This window comes from Bradyrhizobium sp. 44 (assembly GCF_023073095.1).
GTDB lineage: Bacteria > Pseudomonadota > Alphaproteobacteria > Rhizobiales > Xanthobacteraceae > Bradyrhizobium.
Map to the genome: position 1 here is coordinate 897,987 of NZ_JADPIY010000029.1, position 20,701 is coordinate 918,687.

Sequence of the window (20,701 nt, forward strand, 5' to 3'; positions counted from 1 at the left end):
AATCCCCGAACAATCGAGCCCGATTTCCGGCTCATCCTTCGACAGAGGGCTGGGCCAACGGCGGCTGTTCGGATCCCTGAAATTCATTCGCGTCTGTCGACGGACGTTGGACATCAAACGATGGCAGTCAGCCCGTTCAAGTTCTTGCAGGAAGTGCGCTCGGAGACCGCCAAGGTCACCTGGCCGACCCGCCGCGAGACCACGATCACCACCATCATGGTGTTCGTGATGGTCGCCGTGGCCTCGATCTTCTTCTTCGCCGCCGACCAGATCATCCGCGTCCTCATCACCTTCCTTCTGGGCATTCACTGATGGCAACAGCAACGGCTCAATTGTCTGACAAGCGCTGGTACATCGTCCACGCCTATTCGAACTTCGAGAAGAAGGTCGCCGAATCGATCCGCGAGCAGGCCAAGCAGCGCGGGCTCGAGGAGCTGTTCGAGCTGGTGCTGGTTCCGACCGAGAAGGTCACGGAAGTGCGCCGCGGCCGCAAGATCGACGCCGAGCGCAAGTTCTTCCCGGGCTACGTGCTGGTGAAGATGAAGCTGACCGACGAGGCGTTTCATCTGATCAAGAATACGCCGAAGGTGACCGGCTTCCTCGGCGCGGAAAACAAGCCGATGCCGATCTCGGAAGCCGAGGCCATGCGCATTCTGCACCAGGTGCAAGAGGGCGTGGAGCGGCCGAAGGCGTCGGTGTCGTTCGAAATCGGCGAGAACGTGCGCGTGGCCGACGGCCCGTTTGCCTCGTTCTCGGGTGTGGTCGAGGAAATCGACGAGGCGCGCTCGCGCGTGAAGGTCGCGGTGTCGATCTTCGGCCGCGCCACGCCGGTCGAACTGGAATTCGGTCAGGTCGAGAAGGTCTGATCGGGTAGGGGTGAGGCTTCGGTCTCGCGCAGCAAGAGGCCGTGGGAGGGAGAGGGCGGTTGCCAGCCGCATCCGACCCAGACCACGAACCTGAAACCGCCGGCCCAGGCCGGCCCAACAGGAGTGATACATGGCAAAGAAAGTGACCGGATACCTGAAGCTTCAGGTCCCGGCCGGTGCGGCGAATCCTTCGCCCCCGATCGGTCCCGCGCTCGGTCAGCGCGGTCTCAACATCATGGAGTTCTGCAAGGCGTTCAACGCCCAGACCCAGAAGGAAGAGAAGAATACCCCGATTCCCGTCGTGATCACGATCTACGCCGATCGTTCGTTCACGTTCGAGATGAAGACGCCGCCGATGTCCTTCTTCCTCAAGCAGGCTGCCAAGATCCAGTCCGGCTCCAAGGCGCCGGGCCGTGACAAGGCGGGTGCGGTGACCAAAGCGCAGGTGCGCGAGATCGCCGAGAAGAAGATGAAGGATCTCAATTGCGACTCGATCGAGTCGGCCATGAAGATGGTCGAGGGCTCTGCCCGTTCGATGGGTCTGGAAGTGGCGGGGTAAGGGCTCATGGCAATCGGAAAGCGTTTGAACAAAGCCCGCGAAGGTATTGATCGCGAAAAGCTTTACCCGCTCGCGGACGCCATCAAGATGGTCAAGGAACGCGCGAAAGCGAAGTTCGACGAGACCATCGAGGTCGCGATCAATCTCGGTGTCGATCCGCGTCACGCCGACCAGATGGTCCGCGGTGTCGTGACCCTGCCGAACGGCACCGGCCGTACGCTCCGCGTCGGCGTGTTCGCCCGCGGCGCCAAGGCCGACGAGGCCAAGGCTGCGGGTGCCGATGTCGTCGGCGCCGAGGACCTGGTCGAGAAGGTGCAGAACGGCACGATCGATTTCGACCGCTGTATCGCAACCCCCGACATGATGCCGCTGGTCGGCCGCCTTGGTAAGGTGCTCGGTCCGCGCGGCCTGATGCCGAACCCGAAGATCGGCACCGTGACCATGGACGTCACCGGCGCTGTGAAGGGCGCCAAGGGCGGCTCGGTCGAGTTCCGCGTCGAGAAGGCCGGCATCCTGCAGGCTGGCGTCGGCAAGGCCTCGTTCACCGAGGAAAAATTGGTCGAGAACATCAAGGCTCTGGCTGACGCTGTCTCCAAGGCCAAGCCGGCCGGTTCCAAGGGCACCTACATCCAGCGCGTTGCGGTGTCCTCGTCGATGGGTCCCGGCGTGAAGGTCGAGCCGGGCACCATTCTCGGCTAAGGGTTGGAAACGACATGAGGCGAGGGGCGGAATTGGGCAACCGATTCCGCCCCTCGTCGTTTGTGACGGCGTTCACCGGAAACAAGAACAATGACTGACAAGGTCCTGATCTACTCGCGCTTTCCCAAGACGATGATGGCGCGCTTCGCCGAGCGGTTCGAACTTCTCGACACCGGCGGCAAGCCGGCGCGGGAGATGTTTTCGGCCGACGCGCTCGGCGATATCCGCGCAGTGCTCACCGCCGGCGGCACGCCGCTGGGCGCGGAGGCGATGGACCTGTTTCCGAAGCTCGGTGCCATCGTCTGCTACGGCACTGGCTATGACGGCGTTGACCTGAAGGCCGCTGCTGCCCGCAACATCGCGGTCGGACATAGCCCGGGCGCCAATGCGGCCTCGGTCGCCGACATCGCGATGACGCTGATGCTCGCGACGACGCGGCGAATCCTGGTTGCCGACCAGTACGTCCGAAGCGGCGATTGGGCCGCGTCAAAGCCCTCGCCGATGATGCGCCCGCAGGCCGGGATGCCGGGTCGCCGCATCGGCGTCTACGGCATGGGCGAAATCGGCCGCAAGATCGCAGCGCGCTGCGCCGCCTTCGAGAGCGAAATCGGCTATTTCAGCCGCAGCAAATACGACCTGCCCTATCGATATTTCCCGACGCTGGAGGCGCTCGCCGACTGGTGCAGCGTGCTGATGATCGCGGTCCGGGCAGGGGCCGAGACCCAGCATGCCGTCGGCGCCGATATCCTCAGGCGCCTCGGGGCGGACGGCTATGTTGTCAACATCTCCCGCGGCTCGGTGATCGATGAGAAAGCCCTGGTGGTGGCGCTCACCGAAAAGACCATCGCCGGAGCCGGTCTCGACGTCTACGACAAGGAGCCGCACGCCCCGGACGCGCTGACGGCGCTGCCCAACGTCGTGTTCGCCCCCCATATCGGCGGCCACACCCTCGAATCGCACGTCGCCATGCAGAACTGCGTGCTGGCGAACCTGACCGCATTTTTCGAGGGCCAGCCGCTGCCTTACGCGGTCAAAGGAGCCTGAATCGGCCCTTGTCGGCCCGGGTCAAGCGCCAGCGGCAACGGATTGGAACTGGTGTGAATTTTGCTCTTGGCAAGCCGGCGCCGAGCGGTTAAAGAACCGCTTCCGGACGTGCCGGCCTCGGCTGGCGCGTTCGTGCACGCATTCCGAAAACAAGCGATGGAGATCATTCCTTTTCAGGGCGTCCGTGAGGATTTGCCGGAAAAGGAGGGAAACCCGTCGGGTGTGGGATGCGGGCAGAGGTCGGGCGGTTCGCCGGCTGACCTTGTCCTGTCCAAGACTGCAGGCGCCCGCGGGGAATTTCGATTTCTCAACGGCTTAATCGCATGGCCTGCATAGACGGGTGAAGACCGGATTTCACGTCGTGACCGCCTTAGGGTCGTTGCGGAATGAGTTTGGTTCGGACCTCGACACGCCGTGGGCTCCAACGAGCTCCCGGAGGGCAGGCTTTGAATTGTCGTCTTGCCCGGCGTGTCCGATGGGTTTGGCCCTGAGGTTCAGGTTTGGGCGGGACGATGGGTGCAACCCGGCGGTCCCGCTTTCGCGATGACCGCCAACCGGAAAGAGCTTGCTGTGGAACGAGCGGCAAAAAAGGAAGCGGTCGAACAGCTCAATGGGGTCTTCAAGACCACGAGCGTCGCGGTCGTTGCCCAATATTCCGGCCTGACCGTTGCCCAGATGCAGAAGCTGCGCTCGCAGATGAAGCAGGCTGGCGCCTCGGTGAAGGTCTCGAAGAACCGTCTCGCCAAAATTGCTCTTGAAGGCACAGACGTCGTTGCCATCGGCCCCATGCTGAAGGGACCGACCGTGATCGCCACTTCGGACGATCCGGTAGCGGCGCCAAAGGTCGCCGTCGAATTCGCCAAGGCGAACGAAAAGTTCGTCATCATTGGTGGCTCGATGGGAACGACCGTCCTGAATGTCGACGGCGTGAAGGCTCTTGCCTCGCTGCCGTCGCTTGACGAACTGCGCGCCAAGATCGTCGGCCTGCTTGTGGCCCCGGCGACCAAGATCGCTCAGCTCGCCAACGCGCCCGCGGGCAAGCTCGCGCGCGTCATCCAGGCTTATGCCTCAAAGGGCGAAGCGGCCTGACGCCCTTCGCAAAACTCAAACCCGAACCAGACTTACATTCAAGGAAACTGAACAATGGCTGACCTGCAGAAGATCGTTGACGACCTCTCGAGCCTCACCGTGCTCGAAGCTGCCGAACTCGCGAAGCTCCTCGAAGAGAAGTGGGGCGTTTCGGCTGCCGCGGCTGTCGCCGTGGCTGGCCCGGCTGGTGGTGGCGCCGCCGCCGCTCCGGCCGAAGAGAAGACCGAGTTCACGGTCGTTCTTGCCGCCGCCGGCGACAAGAAGATCGAGGTCATCAAGGAAGTCCGCGCCATCACCGGCCTGGGCCTGAAGGAAGCAAAGGACCTCGTCGAGGGCGCGCCGAAGCCTGTCAAGGAAGGCGTGAACAAGGACGAAGCCGAGAAGCTCAAGGCCCAGCTCGAGAAGGCTGGCGCGAAGGTCGAGCTCAAGTAAGCAGCGCTTACTGGCACGGGATCCCGGTCAGCATCATCGCAACCGGGATCTCGGTCCACTCCCTGAAAGGGTGGGCCAGATGCAAAAGGCGTGCGACGGAACGACCCGACGCAGGCCGAACACGAAAAAGTGTGGGGATTTGAGGGTTTACCCCTCGAATCTGCACTAATGTCGCCCCATATCGGGTCGGCAGCACGAAAGCGCGGTGGGCAGGGATGCCGGATTCCCTGTAAGCCGTTGGGAGAGCAAGCTATTTCGGGCTTTTGCAGTCCGTGAAGAGGTTGGTTGTGACGGGCGGGCGCGCTCCTGCGCCCCGCGCGTCGTTTTGCGTTTTGAAGGTCTGAAGAACAGATTCAGGACATTCCTGCCTGAAACTGAGTCTCCGGCCCCCAAGACGGGTTCGAAAAATTCAACCCGGGGAGCGGCGGTCGCCGCGTTCCGGAGGGCGCGCCCAAATCGGGCGACGAAAATGAGAGGCCACGATGGCGCAGCAGACATTCACCGGTCGCAAACGCGTTCGCAAGTTCTTCGGACACATCAAGGAAGTGGCCGAGATGCCGAACCTCATCGAGGTTCAAAAGGCGTCCTATGACCAGTTCCTGATGGTCGACGAGCCCCAGGGCGGGCGGTCGGACGAGGGCTTGCAGGCGGTGTTCCGCTCGGTGTTCCCGATCTCGGACTTCTCGGGCACCTCGATGCTGGAATTCGTCCGCTACGAGTTCGAGCCGCCGAAATACGACGTCGACGAGTGCCGCCAGCGCGGCATGACCTTCGCGGCCCCCCTCAAGGTGACGCTGCGCCTCATCGTGTTCGATATCGACGAGGAAACCGGCGCGAAGTCGGTCAAGGACATCAAGGAGCAGGACGTCTACATGGGCGACATCCCGCTCATGACGATGAACGGCACCTTCATCGTCAACGGCACCGAGCGCGTCATCGTCTCGCAGATGCACCGTTCGCCGGGCGTGTTCTTCGATCACGACAAGGGCAAGACCCATTCGTCGGGCAAGCTGCTGTTCGCGGCCCGCGTGATCCCGTATCGCGGTTCCTGGCTCGACATCGAGTTCGACGCCAAGGACATCGTCTATGCGCGTATCGACCGTCGCCGCAAGCTTCCGGTGACGTCGCTGATGTTCGCGCTCGGCCTCGACGGCGAGGCGATCCTCAGCACCTTCTACAAGAAGATCCAGTACAAGCGGATCAAGGAGGGCTGGCGTGTTCCGTTCGACGCCAATCGTTTCCGCGGCTACTCGACCATCAAAGACCTGATCGACGCCGATACCGGCAAGGTCGTGCTCGAAGCCGGCAAGAAGCTCACCGTGCGCGGTGCGCGTCAGATGCAGGAGAAGGGGCTGAAGGCGCTGCGCCTCTCGGATGCGGAGCTCGTCGGCAACTACATCGCCGAGGACCTCGTCAATCCCAAGACCGGCGAGATCCACGCGGAAGCCGGTGAAGAGATCACCGACAAGTCGATGAAGGCTCTCAACGAGCAGGGCTACAAGGAGCTGCCGCTGCTCGACATCGACCACGTCAATGTCGGCGCCTACATCCGCAACACGCTCTCGGCCGACAAGAACATGACGCGTGAGGACGCGCTGTTCGACATCTACCGCGTGATGCGTCCGGGCGAGCCGCCGACGCTGGATTCGGCGCAGGCGATGTTCCAGTCGCTGTTCTTCGACGCCGAGCGCTACGACCTCTCTGCGGTCGGCCGCGTCAAGATGAACATGCGCCTCGACCTCGATGCGCCCGACACCCAGCGCACGCTGCGCAAGGAAGACATCCTCTCCGTCATCAAGACGCTGGTGGATTTGCGCGACGGCAAGGGCGAGATCGACGACATCGACCATCTCGGCAACCGCCGTGTGCGTTCGGTCGGCGAGCTCATGGAGAACCAGTACCGCATCGGCTTGCTCCGCATGGAGCGCGCGATCAAGGAGCGCATGTCGTCGGTCGACATCGACACGGTCATGCCGCAGGACCTGATCAACGCCAAGCCGGCGGCCGCCGCCGTGCGCGAGTTCTTCGGCTCCTCGCAGCTCTCGCAGTTCATGGACCAGACCAACCCGCTGTCGGAGATCACCCACAAGCGCCGTCTCTCGGCGCTTGGACCGGGCGGTCTGACCCGCGAGCGCGCCGGCTTCGAGGTGCGCGACGTGCATCCGACGCATTACGGCCGCATCTGCCCGATCGAGACGCCGGAAGGTCCGAACATCGGCCTGATCAACTCGCTCGCGACCTTCGCGCGCGTGAACAAGTACGGCTTCGTCGAGACCCCTTACCGCAAGGTCAAGGACGGCCGCGTCACCGACGAGGTCGTGTACCTCTCGGCGATGGAAGAGGGCCGCTACACGGTCGCGCAGGCCAACGTGCCGCTCGACCCGAAGGGCCGCTTCACCGAAGATCTCGTGGTCTGCCGTCACGCCGGCGAAGTCTTGCCGGTGACCCCGGACAAGGTCGACTACATGGACGTGTCGCCGAAGCAGCTCGTTTCGGTCGCGGCCGCGCTGATCCCGTTCCTCGAGAACGACGACGCCAACCGCGCGCTGATGGGCTCGAACATGCAGCGCCAGGCGGTGCCGCTGGTTCGCGCCGAAGCGCCGTTCGTCGGCACCGGCATGGAAGGCGTGGTTGCGCGTGACTCGGGTGCTGCGATCGCAGCGCGCCGTTCGGGCGTGATCGACCAGATCGACGCAACCCGCGTCGTCATCCGCGCCACGGAAGATCTCGATCCGACCAAGTCGGGCGTCGATATCTACCGGCTGATGAAGTACCAGCGCTCCAACCAGTCCACCTGCATCAACCAGCGTCCGCTGGTGAAGGTCGGCGACATCGTCAAGAAGGGCGACATCATCGCCGACGGTCCGTCGACCGATCTCGGCGAGCTCGCGCTCGGCCGGAACGTGCTCGTCGCGTTCATGCCGTGGAATGGCTACAACTTCGAAGACTCGATCCTGCTCTCCGAACGGATCGTGAAGGAAGACGTGTTTACCTCAATTCATATCGAAGAATTCGAGGTGATGGCCCGCGACACCAAGCTCGGACCCGAGGAAATCACCCGCGACATTCCGAATGTCTCGGAAGAAGCGCTGAAGAACCTCGACGAAGCCGGCATCGTGTACATCGGCGCGGAAGTGCGCGCCGGCGACATCCTGGTCGGCAAGATCACGCCGAAGGGCGAAAGCCCGATGACGCCGGAAGAAAAGCTCCTGCGCGCCATCTTCGGCGAGAAGGCTTCCGACGTCCGCGATACCTCGCTGCGCGTTCCTCCGGGCGTGCAGGGCACCATCGTCGAAGTGCGCGTGTTCAACCGGCACGGCGTCGACAAGGACGAGCGTGCGCTGGCAATCGAGCGGGAAGAGATCGAGCGTCTGGCCAAGGACCGCGACGACGAGCAGGCGATCCTGGACCGCAACGTCTACAACCGTCTTGCCGAGCTGCTCGAAGGACGGCAGGGCATCGCCGGTCCGAAGGGCTTCAAGAAGGACACCAAGATCACCCGTGCGGTGCTCGAGGAGTACCCGAAGTCGCAGTGGTGGCTGTTCGCTTCGCCGAACGACAAGCTGATGGCCGAGATCGAGGCTATGCGGAAGCAGTACGACGAGTCGAAGAAGGGGCTGGAACAGCGCTTCCTCGACAAGGTCGAAAAGCTTCAGCGCGGTGACGAATTGCCGCCCGGGGTGATGAAGATGGTCAAGGTCTTCGTCGCGGTGAAGCGCAAGATCCAGCCCGGCGACAAGATGGCCGGCCGCCACGGCAACAAGGGCGTGGTGTCGAAGATCGTGCCGATCGAGGACATGCCGTTCCTCGAAGACGGTACGCATGCCGACATCGTGCTCAATCCGCTCGGCGTGCCCTCGCGCATGAACGTCGGACAGATCCTCGAGACCCATCTCGGCTGGGCCTGTGCCGGCCTCGGCAAGCGTATCGGCCAGACGGTCGATGCCTATTTGTCGAAGCAGGACATCAGGCCGCTGAAGGAAACCTTGAAGAAGGTCTACGGCGAGGACGAGACGATCAAGTCGCTCAACGACAACGAGTTGATCGAGCTCGGCCACAATCTGAGCCGCGGCGTTCCGATCGCGACGCCGGTGTTCGACGGCGCCAAGGAAGCCGACATCGAGGAGATGCTGAAGCTTGCCGGTCTGGACGCTTCGGGCCAGTCGACCGTCTATGACGGCCGCACCGGCGACGCCTTCGACCGCAAGGTGACGGTGGGCTACATCTACATGCTCAAGCTGCACCATCTCGTCGACGACAAGATCCACGCGCGTTCGATCGGTCCGTACTCGCTCGTTACCCAGCAGCCGCTGGGCGGCAAGGCGCAGTTCGGCGGCCAGCGCTTCGGTGAAATGGAAGTGTGGGCGCTCGAGGCTTACGGCGCGGCGTACACGCTCCAGGAGATGCTGACCGTGAAGTCGGACGACGTCGCCGGCCGTACCAAGGTGTACGAGGCGATCGTGCGTGGCGACGACACCTTCGAGGCCGGTATTCCCGAATCGTTCAACGTGCTGGTCAAGGAAATGCGCTCGCTCGGCCTCAACGTCGACTTGCACAATTCCAAGGTCGGACCGGGGACGGCGGAAGCGGCCGAGTAATACGACCCTCATGCCCGGCCTGAATGGCCGGGCATCGGCGCCCAGTCCTCGAATCGCGAGGGCAGGGCGCCCCGCATAGTGATTTTCGAATTTGCTGCCGGAGGCGACCGGCACGCGAGGAGAAGACGATGAACCAAGAAATTATGAATCTCTTTAATCCGACGACGCCGGCTCAGGTCTTCGACCAGATCCGGATCTCGATCGCGAGCCCCGAGAAGATTCTGTCCTGGTCGTACGGCGAGATCAAGAAGCCGGAAACCATCAACTACCGTACCTTCAAGCCCGAGCGCGATGGCCTGTTCTGCGCCCGCATCTTCGGGCCGATCAAGGACTACGAGTGCTTGTGCGGCAAGTACAAGCGCATGAAGTACAAGGGCATCATCTGCGAGAAGTGCTCGGTCGAGGTCACGCTGTCGCGCGTTCGGCGCGAGCGCATGGGCCATATCGAGCTCGCGGCCCCCGTCGCCCACATCTGGTTCCTGAAGTCGCTGCCCTCGCGCATCGGCCTCCTGCTCGACATGACGCTGAAGGATCTCGAGCGGATCCTCTACTTCGAATATTACGTCGTGCTCGAGCCGGGCCTCACCGCGCTGAAGGACCGTCAGCTCTTGTCGGAAGACGAGTATCTGAAGGCGCAGGACGAATACGGCCAGGATTCCTTCACCGCCATGATCGGCGCGGAAGCGATCCGCGAGCTGCTCAAGGGCATGGATCTCGAGAAGCTCGAGCTGACCTTGCGCGCGGAGATGCAGGAGACCGACTCCGACATCAAGCACAAGAAGCTCGCCAAGCGCCTGAAGATCGTGGAAGCGTTCCGCCACTCCGGCAACAAGCCGGAATGGATGATCATGACCGTGGTCCCGGTGATTCCGCCGGACCTGCGTCCGCTGGTGCCGCTGGACGGCGGCCGCTTCGCGACCTCGGACCTCAACGATCTCTACCGCCGCGTCATCAACCGCAACAACCGCTTGAAGCGGCTGATGGAGCTGCGCGCGCCGGACATCATCATCCGCAACGAGAAGCGCATGCTTCAGGAGGCCGTCGACGCGCTGTTCGACAACGGCCGCCGTGGCCGCGTCATCACCGGTGCCAACAAGCGTCCGCTGAAGTCGCTCGCCGACATGCTCAAGGGCAAGCAGGGCCGGTTCCGTCAGAACCTGCTCGGCAAGCGCGTCGACTATTCGGGCCGTTCCGTGATCGTGGTCGGTCCCGAGCTGCGCCTGCATCAGTGCGGCCTGCCGAAGAAGATGGCGCTCGAGCTGTTCAAGCCGTTCATCTACTCGCGGCTTGACGCCAAGGGCCTGTCCACCACCGTGAAGCAGGCGAAGAAGCTGGTCGAGAAGGAGCGGCCCGAGGTCTGGGACATCCTGGACGAGGTCATCCGCGAGCATCCCGTGCTGCTCAACCGCGCACCGACGCTGCATCGCCTCGGCATCCAGGCGTTCGAGCCCGTGCTGATCGAGGGCAAGGCGATCCAGCTCCACCCGCTGGTCTGCGCCGCGTTCAACGCCGACTTCGACGGCGACCAGATGGCCGTGCACGTCCCGCTGTCGCTGGAAGCGCAGCTGGAAGCGCGCGTCCTGATGATGTCGACCAACAACATCCTGCATCCGGCGAACGGCCAGCCGATCATCGTGCCGTCGCAGGACATCGTGCTCGGTCTCTACTACGTCTCCATCATGCGCGAAGGCCTGCCCGGCGAGGGCAAGATCTTCGGCGAGATGGCGGAGCTCGAGCACGCGCTGCACGCGAAGGTCATCCACCTCCACACCAAGATCAAGTACCGGTGGGAAGGCATCGACGATACCGGCAAGATCTCCAAGCGCTGGATCGAGACCACCGCTGGCCGCGTCATGCTGGGCAATTTGCTGCCGAAGAACCCGCGTGTTCCCTACGAGATCATCAACAAGCTGATGACCAAGCGCGAGATCTCCGGCGTCATCGACCAGGTCTACCGCCACTGCGGTCAGAAGGAGACGGTGATCTTCTGCGACCGCATCATGGCGCTCGGCTTCTACAACGCGTTCAAGGCCGGCATCTCGTTCGGCAAGGACGACATGGTCGTGCCGCACTCCAAGTGGAAGATCGTCGACGCCACCCGTACGCTGGCGAAGGATTTCGAGCAGCAGTACAACGACGGTCTGATCACCCATGGCGAGAAGTACAACAAGGTTGTCGACGCCTGGTCGAAGGCCACGGAAGAAATCGCCAAGGCGATGATGAAGGAGATCTCCTCGACCAAGAAGACGGCGAGCGGGGCGGATGCCGACATCAACTCGATCTACATGATGGCTCACTCCGGTGCCCGCGGTTCGCCGGCCCAGATGCGCCAGCTCGCCGGCATGCGCGGCCTGATGGCCAAGCCGTCTGGCGAGATCATCGAGACGCCGATCATCTCGAACTTCAAGGAAGGCCTTTCGGTGCTCGAGTACTTCAACTCGACCCACGGCGCCCGCAAGGGCCTCGCGGACACCGCATTGAAGACCGCGAACTCCGGCTACCTGACCCGTCGTCTCGTCGACGTCGCGCAGGATTGCATCATCACGCAGGACGATTGCGGCACCAAGCTCGGCATCAAGATGCGCGCCATCGTCGATGCCGGCACCGTGGTCGCTTCGCTCGGCTCGCGCATCCTCGGACGCACGGCCTGCGAAGACGTGCGTGACAGCACGGGCAAGGTGATCTTCAAGCGCGGTACGCTGATGGAAGAGAGCCATCTGGATGCCATCCATCAGGGCGGCGTCCAGGAGGTGAAGATCCGCTCGGCGCTGACCTGCGAGCTCGTCAACGGCATCTGCGGCAAGTGCTACGGCCGCGATCTCGCTCGCGGCACGCCGGTCAACCACGGCGAAGCGGTCGGCGTCATCGCGGCGCAGTCGATCGGCGAGCCTGGCACCCAGCTCACCATGCGCACCTTCCACATCGGCGGTGCGGCGCAGCTGAACGAGCAATCTTTCGTCGAATCCAACTTCGACGGCAAGATCGTGATCCGGAACAAGGCCATCGCTCGCAACAGCGACGGCCACCTGGTCGCGATGGTTCGCAACATGGTGATCGCGATCGTCGATGCCGACGGCACCGAGCGTGCGACGCACCGTATTCAGTACGGTTCGCGCCTGCACGTCGACGAAGGCGATACGGTCAAGCGCGGCCAGCGCATCGTAGAGTGGGATCCCTACTCCCGTCCGCTTCTCACCGAGGTCGAAGGCACCATCGGCTTCGAGGATCTGGTCGAGGGACAGTCGATCTCGGAAACACTGGACGAGGCCACCGGTATTGCCAAGCGCGTGGTCATCGACTGGCGCTCGATGCGCGGCGGCGGGGACCTGCGTCCCGCCATCGTGATCAAGGGCAAGGACGGCAAGGTGCTCAAGCTCGCCCGTGGCGGCGATGCCCGCTACATGCTGTCGGTCGATGCCATTCTGTCGGTCGATGTCGGCGCCAAGGTCCAGGCGGGCGACATTCTCGCCCGTGTCTCGACCGAAAGCGCCAAGACGCGCGACATCACCGGCGGTCTGCCGCGGGTCGCGGAACTGTTCGAGGCTCGGCGTCCGAAGGATGCGGCGATCATCGCCGAAATCGCGGGCACCATCCGGTTTGGGCGCGACTACAAGAACAAGCGTCGCATCTCGATCGAGCCGATGGACAAGACCGACGAGCCGCGTGAGTACCTGATCCCGAAGGGCAAGCACATCCACCTTCAGGACGGCGACATCGTCGAAAAGGGCGACTTCATCGTAGAAGGCAACCCGGCGCCGCACGACATTCTGGCGGTCAAGGGCATCGAGGAACTCGCAGCCTATCTGGTCAACGAGATCCAGGAGGTCTACCGGCTCCAGGGCGTGCTCATCAACGACAAGCATATCGAGGTGATCGTTCGTCAGATGCTCCAGAAGGTGGAAGTCACCGACCAGGGCGACACGGACATGATCTCGGGCGAGCAGATCGACAAGATCGAGTTCGACCAGATCAACGCGAAGGCCAAGGAAGAGGGCAAGAAAATCGCCACGGGGACGCCGGTTCTGCTCGGCATCACCAAGGCGAGCCTTCAGACCCGCTCCTTCTTCTCGGCGGCCTCGTTCCAGGAGACCACCCGCGTCCTTACGGAAGCGGCGGTCAACGGCAAGGTCGATCCGCTCGAAGGCCTCAAGGAGAACGTCATCGTCGGCCGGCTGATTCCGGCAGGCACCGGCGCCTCCATGGCGAAGATCCGCGAAGTCGCCGTGAAGCGCGACAAGATGATCCTCGACGAGCGCGAGAAGCAGGCGGCGGTCGTGCCGCCGGCGCCGGAAGTGGAGCCGATGGCGCTGCCACCTGCGGAATGATCGTTCATCCGTAGGAATACCGAGGACACTGAAAAGGCCGGCGAAAGCCGGCCTTTTTGCTGCTTTGTTTCCCTGTTGCGGTGCAGGATCAACCTTTGTTCATCTTTCCTTCAGGCGCAAAAGCGCTTCTGCTAGGAGAGCTTAGACCGGTGGTCCCGTGAAGGGGGCGGGCCGGAGACCACGGAATTCTCATGCTTGATCTCGCAATCGTAGGCGGCGGCCCCGGCGGGCTGATGAGCGCTTGGTATTTGAAGCGCAAGCTCGGCGATCTCTGCCGCGTCACCATCTACGAGGCATCCGACCGGCTCGGCGGCAAGATCGTCACGCGCAAATTCGATTCCGCGCCCGCGATGTACGAGGCCGGCGTTGCCGAGATCTACGACTACTCGATGACCGGGCCGGATCCGTTGCGCGAGTTGATCCAGCATTTCGGCCTGCAGACCATTCCGATGGATGCCGAGCAGGTGCAGTTCGGCGGCGAGCTCCTCAACGACGTCACTGGCATGCGCCGTAAATACGGCGCCAAGACCGCGGCCGCGATCGAGGCGTTCCGTAAGCGCTGCGCCGAGGCGATGACGCCGATCGAGTATTACGAGGGTGTCGGCGCTCACGACAACGAGAATCCCTGGGCCTACAAGACCGCCGAACAGGTGCTCGACGAGGAGGTCGAGGACGAGACCGCAAAGCGATTCTTCAAGGTGATGGCGCGCTCGGACCTCGCGACCGAGAGCCACAACACCAACGGGCTCAACGCGCTCAAGAACTACCTGATGGATGTCGACGGCTATATCGGCCTCTATTCCATCCAGAACGGCAACGAGCAGCTCATCGAGTGCCTCCAGTCCGAGGTCAATGCCGACATCCAGCTCAATCACCGCGTCCTCACCGTCGGCAAGGCGCCGACCGGCCGCTATCAGCTCAAGATGATGAACGGCAAGGGGCCGGAGACGCGCGACTTCGACCTTGTGCTGGTCTGCTTGCCGCATTCCTGGCTCGGGACCGTCGGCTGGGAGGGCGAACAGCTCCGCAAGTCGATGGTCAAGCACGTCTCGTACTTCGACCGTCCCGCGCACTATTTGCGCGTCTCGATCCTGTTCGACACGCCGTTCTGGGGCGACAAGATCGCCGGCGCCTGGTTCATGTCGGAAGCCTTTGGCGGTTGCTGTGTCTACAACGAGGGCGCGCGCCATGATGTAGGCAAGCACGGCGTACTGAACTGGCTGATTCCGGGCTCCGACGCGCTGGCCTTTGCGAATCTCTCCGACCAGGAGCTGATCGATGCCGCGCTGAAATCGCTGCCGGCATCGCTCGGCGATGCGCGCGCCCATTTCATGGAAGGCAAGATCCACCGCTGGCTGTCGTCGGTGAACGCGATTCCGGGCGGCTTGCCCGTGCGCGACGTCATGACCAATCACCGGCCGGAGCCGAAGGAACATCCCGGAATCGTGGTGGTCGGCGACTATCTGTTCGACTCGACGCTGAACGGCCTGCTCGATTCCTCGGACGCGGCGACGGACATCATCTTGACCGAGATGATGCGCCTGCGCCGCGAGCGTTCGCAGGACGACAAGCCGCTCTCGGACAAGATCGATCGCGACTATTTTGACAATTATCGCGGCCAGGGTCCCTACAGCGAAGTGTGGCAACACTTCACCGATCCCGACTATCTCACAAAACTGATCGGCATTGTCTGGGGCAAGGCCAAAGGCACGAAGCTCTTGATCGCGGGCTCGGCCAGCGGCGAGCTTGTCGGCGCGCTGCGCGATCGCGGCATCGATGCCTGGGGCATCGAGAACAATCGCACCATTCACGCCAGAACGCCGAAGGCGCTGAAGAAGTACAACAAGCTCGGTTCGATCACCGACATGCCGTTCAAGGACGGTGCGTTCGACTTCGTGTTCGAGACCAGCCTCTGCCACGTTTCCCCGAAGCAGGTGGTCCGTGCGATCAGGGAGCTGAACCGTGTGGTCAAGACCGGGCTCGTGTTCGGCTCGGTCACCTCGGACATGGCGCCGGCACTGATCGACCGCTACGACCTCCTGCGTGGGGTCAAGAAGCTCGGCACCTGGTGGGAATGGTCCGAACTGTTCTTCGGCAACGGCTTCGAGTTGTCGATGCACCGCAAGGACTGCACGGACGCGCTCTGGGAGACGACGCTCGCCGCCAACAAGGGGCCGGGCCAGTGGTACGCCGACGCCGATTCCCTGCGCTATTCCTTTTTCGACAAGGTCGAGGACGAGGAAGACGACTAGCCGCCTGAAACGGGCGCCTTCGCCAATTGTTTTGCCGAATTCATCCTGATCGCATAGAATCGATGCAATAGCGGTTTCCGCTATTTCCTGCTTTCTCCGCGGTCATGCCGGCCGTCAGCATCGGTTGGTTTCATGGCGTCCAAGCCCCTCCCGCCCGACAAACAGAAGCTCGCCGCGGAAGAGGCGGCCGAGCTCGACGAGAAGCTCGTCCCTACCGCCAAGCCGGACCTCGAAGACGACGAGGACGATGAGGACGAGGAGGATGACGGACTGGAGCTCGATGACGATGATGAGGACGAGGACCTCGTCGTCTTTACCGCGCGCGAGGCCGCCGGCGCGCTCGCGACCATCCTGGGCTTCGTCAAGCCGTTCCTGGTCAACTACAAGCAGATGCTGTCGTTCGTGGCGTTCGGCGTCTTCGTCGAGACGCTCTTCAACGTCATCATGCCGCTCAGCCTGAAGTACCTGATCGACGACGCGCTCGGCGAGGAGGATTTCCAGGCGCTGTACAAGATCCTCGGCGTGCTCGCGGTCGCGGGCATCTTCACCTCGATCGTCGCGGTCTGGTACGAGCGCTGGGATGCGAGGCTCGCGGCGTGCATCATCTCCGACGTCCGCAAACGGCTGTTCGAGCACGTCCAGGACCTGCCGGCGGCCTATTTCGGTCGCACCAAGCGCGGCGAGATCCTGTCGCGCTTCTCCGTCGACCTCGCGGCCTTCGAGGGCTCGGTCAAGACCTTCGCCAACAGCGCGGCGTTGCCGTTCCTGGAATTGATCGCGGGCATCATCCTGATGGTGTTCCTGAACTGGCAGCTCGCGGCGGTTGCGCTGCTGGTGTTCCCGATCACGCTGATCGGTCCCCGCATGCTCACACCGAAAGCTGTTCAGGCGAATTACGAGCAGAAGCTCAATGAGTCCGCGCTGCTCGGCATGGTGCAGGAGAACGTGGCGGCGCAGGCCGTGATCAAGGCGTTCAGCCTGCAACGCCGGATGTTCGGGTTCTTCAAATTCCGCAACGACGAGACGCGAAACAAGATGGCCTCGGCGGCGTTCCTGTCGACCATGGTGGAGCGGACGGTCACCATCTCGGTGCTGCTCCTGCATCTCGTCGTGCTCGCGATCGGCGCATATCTGGCGACCAAGGGGCAGATCACCATCGGCACCTTCGTCACCTTCGAGAGTGCGTTCTGGGAGGTGTCCTACAACATCGCCCATGTGATGCATTTCATCCCCGTGTCGATCTCCTCGGCAGCCGCGATTCGTCACATGCAGGAGCTGCTCGACGAGCCCACGCGCAGCGCCGATCGTGCCGGCGCGCCCGATCTGCCGCGCATCACCAACGACATCACATTCGACCATGTGACCTTCCAATACGAAGGCAGCCAGACGCCGGTGCTGGACAATCTCAGTCTCAAGCTCAGTGTCGGCAAGCGCATTGCCATCGTCGGTCCCTCGGGCTCCGGCAAGAGCACGCTGCTGAATCTGATCCTGCGGCTCTATGTGCCTGACGAGGGGCGCGTCACCATCGACGGCGTCGACGTCCGCAAGGTGACGCTGGATTCGCTGCGCCGGAGCATGGCGGTGGTGTTCCAGGAGAACATGCTGTTCAACATGTCGATCCGAGAGAACATCCGGCTCGGCAAAGAGGGCGCGACCGACGAGGAAGTGGAGGAGGCGGCCAAGAAGGCCGAGATCCACCGCTACATCATGAGCCTGCCGCAGCGATACGATACACCGGTGGGCGAGCGCGGCGATACCTTGTCGGGCGGCCAGCGCCAGCGCATCGCGATCGCGCGCGCGGTCATCCGTAATCCTTCCGTGCTGCTGCTGGACGAAGCCACGTCGGCGCTCGACCAGACCACGGAAGCTGCGATCAACCGCACGCTGCTGAAGGTTGCCAAGGGCCGCACCATGATCTGGTCGACCCACCGCCTGACCTCGGTGGTCGAGATGGACGAGATCATCGTGATTTCAGGAGGCAGGGCGATCGAGCGCGGCTCTCATGCGGAACTGCTCGCCAAGAACGGCACCTATCGCAAGCTGTGGAACGACCAGATCCACCAACCTCATGGCGCGCCGGCTCACGTCGACGAGGACAGCGACGATGACGACGAGGATGAAGACGATCTCGACGAGGACGATGAGGAGGAGTGACCGAGGAAGTTCGGCTCCAGATCGAAGGCTCCTCCAAGCGGCCGCAATAGCCCCTGAACCGACCAGGCAATGAAGCGTGCCCAGCGCTGCGCCGTCCAATAGGGGCTCGTCGCAATGGAGACTGAGCGGAAGTCGAACGCCTTCGCCGCCGACCAATCGTCGCACGCCCGCTTGACCGGATCTGCGTAGAAGGTGGCGATCTTGCTTGTATCCATCCCGTCGGAGGCCAGCCATCGCGGGATGTAGAGGTTGCAGAGCCGCTCGACGTCGGTGAAGACCTTGTCGCAGCCGGTGCCGGCGGCAGGGCAGGAGGTCGAGAAGGCATCGCCCACCAGCACGAGGCCGGGTAGGCCGCTGGCATCGTTCACATAGAGATCGACCGGGCGGATTTTCAGCTCACCGGGAATGTCGAACGGTCCAGTGATGCGCTTGAGCCGTGGCAGCGCGGCGTTCAACGTCTCGGCGGGCGCGCGGCGCAGCTTAAGCAACCAGGGATCGTCGAAGCTGCGGTAGACGAACAGATTGGCGCGCATCCGCGTCCCGATCGGAAAAAGCGTGAGGTAGGGGATGCGGTCGCTCGGCCGTTCCGAGAAATAGGTCAACGCCGGGAAGTCGAAGGAGTCCCGTCCCGCGGGCACCACGTCGAACCCGATCGAAATCGAATGGCAGGCACTGACGATCTTTCGGGCGATTCCCAGCTGGTGGCGCAGGCCGACATTGAGGCCGTTGGCGAGCACGACCAACCGGGCGGAGATCATCTCGTCGTTGGAGAGAGTGACCCTCTGCCGCTCCGCGCTTGTCTCGACCAAGATGGCCTTGGCGCAGATGCGCTCGACGCCGGCAGGAATTTCGTCGCGGACCGCGTTGACGAGGGCATCGTAGAGGATGTTGAACTGCCGGCTTGGCGCCTTGTCGAGAAGGCGGCCGAAGCGGGCGATCCAGTTCTCACCCACATAGGTCGCGCGGCGCAGCACCGATTCGGCGATTCCCGTCTGCAGGAATCGCCCGACCTGCACGTGACCGCTCAGTTTTTCGACCCGAAAGTCCGCCGAATAGTTCTCATGCGGATCGATCAGAATGGTCGAAATGCCGCTACGGCCGAGCATCGCGGCGGCGGTTGAGCCGGACAATCCCCCGCCGATAATGGCAATGTCGGTGTACCGCATGGTGCTAATCTCTGCCCAAGGCGGCACATTGGCGCTCCAACCGGAAAGAAAGCCTTAGCCAAAGGTTACAAAAGTATATTTAACCCGGGTATAAATTGGTTTGAGGTGGCGGAACGCGCTCTTCGTTTCCATCTCGCGAAGGTGCAGCGAGCGGCCCGTGAAGCGATTTCAGCAGGCGCGGGAAGCGCTTCTGACTGACGTTTCGCCTTGACTTGACCGACTCCCACTTATAGAACCCCCTCACTTAACGACAGGCGGTGAGCATCGCCAACGTCGGAACGGGCCACCTGTTTGATCCCCTGGGATCGCCAAGACAGGCACCAACCTCGACGAATGCCGCTCAAACGCTGTCGATCATAGCTAGGCAATGCCAGTGCGATTTTAGTTCTCTTGAGCATGTTCTCTCGAGATCGAATTCGGATGCATGACCTCGGTGCGCGGGCCGCAGCTTCAAGCTGACCGGTTCAACTACTGCGGTCCTCTGTGGCGTCGAAGCGCTTTCCGCCCGTTGAGGGGTGGTTGGCGCGATTTCGCTTTGTGCGGATTGTTCCGCGCAAGGCGGCCTCGTCGGGCGGGTAGCTCGAAAGAATTTGCGGACCCGGTGACGGGCCGCGGCAGAACACAAAGGGTAATGCCAGGATGCCGACGATCAACCAGCTGATCGCTCAACCGCGGGAAGTGCAGAAGTCGCGCAAGAAGGTGCCGGCACTGCAGCAGTCGCCGCAGAAGCGCGGTGTTTGCACGCGCGTTTACACCACGACCCCGAAGAAGCCGAACTCGGCGCTTCGTAAGGTTGCCAAGGTGCGCCTGACCAACGGCTTCGAGGTGATCGGCTACATCCCCGGTGAGGGCCATAACCTCCAGGAGCACTCGGTGGTCATGATCCGCGGCGGTCGCGTCAAGGACTTGCCCGGCGTGCGCTACCACATCCTCCGCGGCGTTCTGGATACCCAGGGCGTCAAGAACCGTAAGCAGCGCCGTTCGAAGTACGGCGCCAAGCGTCCGAAGTAAGCGGGAACCAGGTCCATGTCTCGTCGCCATTCTGCCGAAAAGCGCGAAGTCCTTCCCGATCCGAAGTTCGGGAACATCATTGTCACGAAGTTCATGAATTCGGTGATGTACGCCGGAAAGAAGTCTGTCGCCGAAGGCATCGTCTACGGCGCGTTCGGCCTCATCGAAAGCAAGACCAAGCAGAACCCGCTCGGCGTGTTCGAGCAGGCACTCGAGAACGTCATGCCGACGATCGAAGTGCGCTCCCGCCGCGTCGGTGGCGCGACCTATCAGGTTCCGGTCGAAGTTCGCTCGGTGCGCCGTCAGGCGCTGGGCATTCGCTGGCTGATCTCGGCTGCGCGCGATCGCAACGAGAAGACGATGACCGAGCGGCTCTCTGCGGAGCTCCTGGACGCGTCGAACAACCGGGGTAACGCCGTCAAGAAGCGCGAAGACGTGCACCGGATGGCGGAAGCCAACCGCGCCTTCTCGCACTATCGCTGGTAACGGCGACACACGGAATCTAA

Annotated in this window: 14 protein-coding genes; 13 read left to right on the forward strand and 1 reads right to left on the reverse strand. The window is 62.7% G+C overall.

Going from position 1 to position 20,701, the window contains the following annotated elements; translation table 11 throughout:
* Positions 1 to 120: 120 nt before the first annotated feature.
* From secE to IVB41_RS30195, 11 genes are all read left to right on the forward strand, one after another.
* On the forward strand, positions 121 to 312 hold the full coding sequence (secE, locus tag IVB41_RS30145; protein WP_007602984.1) for a preprotein translocase subunit SecE: 192 nt from the start codon (positions 121 to 123) through the stop codon (positions 310 to 312).
* Positions 312 to 866 (forward strand): transcription termination/antitermination protein NusG, encoded by a 555-nt coding sequence (gene nusG, locus IVB41_RS30150; RefSeq protein WP_007602985.1) that lies wholly within the window; start codon positions 312 to 314, stop codon positions 864 to 866. The genes secE and nusG overlap by 1 nt, the downstream gene beginning before the upstream one ends.
* A 130-nt stretch (positions 867 to 996) precedes the next feature.
* Positions 997 to 1,425 (forward strand): 50S ribosomal protein L11, encoded by a 429-nt coding sequence (gene rplK / locus IVB41_RS30155; RefSeq protein ID WP_007602986.1) that lies wholly within the window; start codon positions 997 to 999, stop codon positions 1,423 to 1,425.
* Positions 1,426 to 1,431: 6 nt separating this feature from the next.
* On the forward strand, positions 1,432 to 2,124 hold the full coding sequence (gene rplA / locus IVB41_RS30160) for a 50S ribosomal protein L1 (RefSeq protein WP_007602988.1): 693 nt from the start codon (positions 1,432 to 1,434) through the stop codon (positions 2,122 to 2,124).
* Positions 2,125 to 2,214: 90 nt separating this feature from the next.
* Positions 2,215 to 3,168 carry a 2-hydroxyacid dehydrogenase gene (locus tag IVB41_RS30165; RefSeq protein WP_247437853.1) on the forward strand — a complete coding sequence of 318 codons (954 nt, stop codon included), beginning with the start codon at positions 2,215 to 2,217 and terminating at the stop codon, positions 3,166 to 3,168.
* A 570-nt stretch (positions 3,169 to 3,738) separates the two neighbouring features.
* Positions 3,739 to 4,257: a 50S ribosomal protein L10 gene (rplJ, locus tag IVB41_RS30170; protein WP_027567495.1), complete on the forward strand. Its 519-nt coding sequence runs from the start codon at positions 3,739 to 3,741 to the stop codon at positions 4,255 to 4,257.
* 54 nt (positions 4,258 to 4,311) lie between these two features.
* Entirely contained in the window at positions 4,312 to 4,689 is a 378-nt protein-coding gene (gene rplL, locus IVB41_RS30175) for a 50S ribosomal protein L7/L12 (RefSeq protein ID WP_007602994.1), read from the forward strand.
* Between the two features lie 482 nt (positions 4,690 to 5,171).
* Complete coding sequence (rpoB, locus tag IVB41_RS30180) at positions 5,172 to 9,287, forward strand: DNA-directed RNA polymerase subunit beta (protein ID WP_247437856.1); 4,116 nt, start codon at positions 5,172 to 5,174, stop codon at positions 9,285 to 9,287.
* Positions 9,288 to 9,415: 128 nt separating this feature from the next.
* Positions 9,416 to 13,612, forward strand: coding sequence for a DNA-directed RNA polymerase subunit beta' (rpoC, locus tag IVB41_RS30185; protein WP_027567494.1), 4,197 nt, complete (start codon positions 9,416 to 9,418; stop codon positions 13,610 to 13,612).
* Between the two features lie 191 nt (positions 13,613 to 13,803).
* Entirely contained in the window at positions 13,804 to 15,864 is a 2,061-nt protein-coding gene (locus IVB41_RS30190; RefSeq protein WP_247437867.1) for an FAD-dependent oxidoreductase, read from the forward strand.
* Between the two features lie 132 nt (positions 15,865 to 15,996).
* Positions 15,997 to 18,018 (forward strand): ABC transporter ATP-binding protein, encoded by a 2,022-nt coding sequence (locus IVB41_RS30195; RefSeq protein WP_247287033.1) that lies wholly within the window; start codon positions 15,997 to 15,999, stop codon positions 18,016 to 18,018.
* Here the strand turns inward: IVB41_RS30195 and IVB41_RS30200 are convergent.
* Complete coding sequence (locus tag IVB41_RS30200; protein WP_247437869.1) at positions 17,946 to 19,184, reverse strand: NAD(P)/FAD-dependent oxidoreductase; 1,239 nt, start codon at positions 19,182 to 19,184, stop codon at positions 17,946 to 17,948. The two genes, IVB41_RS30195 and IVB41_RS30200, sit on opposite strands and share 73 nt — an antisense overlap.
* A gap of 639 nt (positions 19,185 to 19,823) precedes the next feature.
* Here IVB41_RS30200 and rpsL point away from each other — a divergent pair.
* Together rpsL and rpsG are read left to right on the forward strand one after the other, a co-directional pair.
* Positions 19,824 to 20,195 (forward strand): 30S ribosomal protein S12, encoded by a 372-nt coding sequence (gene rpsL / locus IVB41_RS30205; protein ID WP_007603006.1) that lies wholly within the window; start codon positions 19,824 to 19,826, stop codon positions 20,193 to 20,195.
* A 15-nt stretch (positions 20,196 to 20,210) separates the two neighbouring features.
* Positions 20,211 to 20,681, forward strand: a complete 471-nt coding sequence (gene rpsG, locus IVB41_RS30210) for a 30S ribosomal protein S7 (RefSeq protein WP_007603009.1) — start codon at positions 20,211 to 20,213, stop codon at positions 20,679 to 20,681.
* Positions 20,682 to 20,701 lie beyond the last annotated feature (20 nt).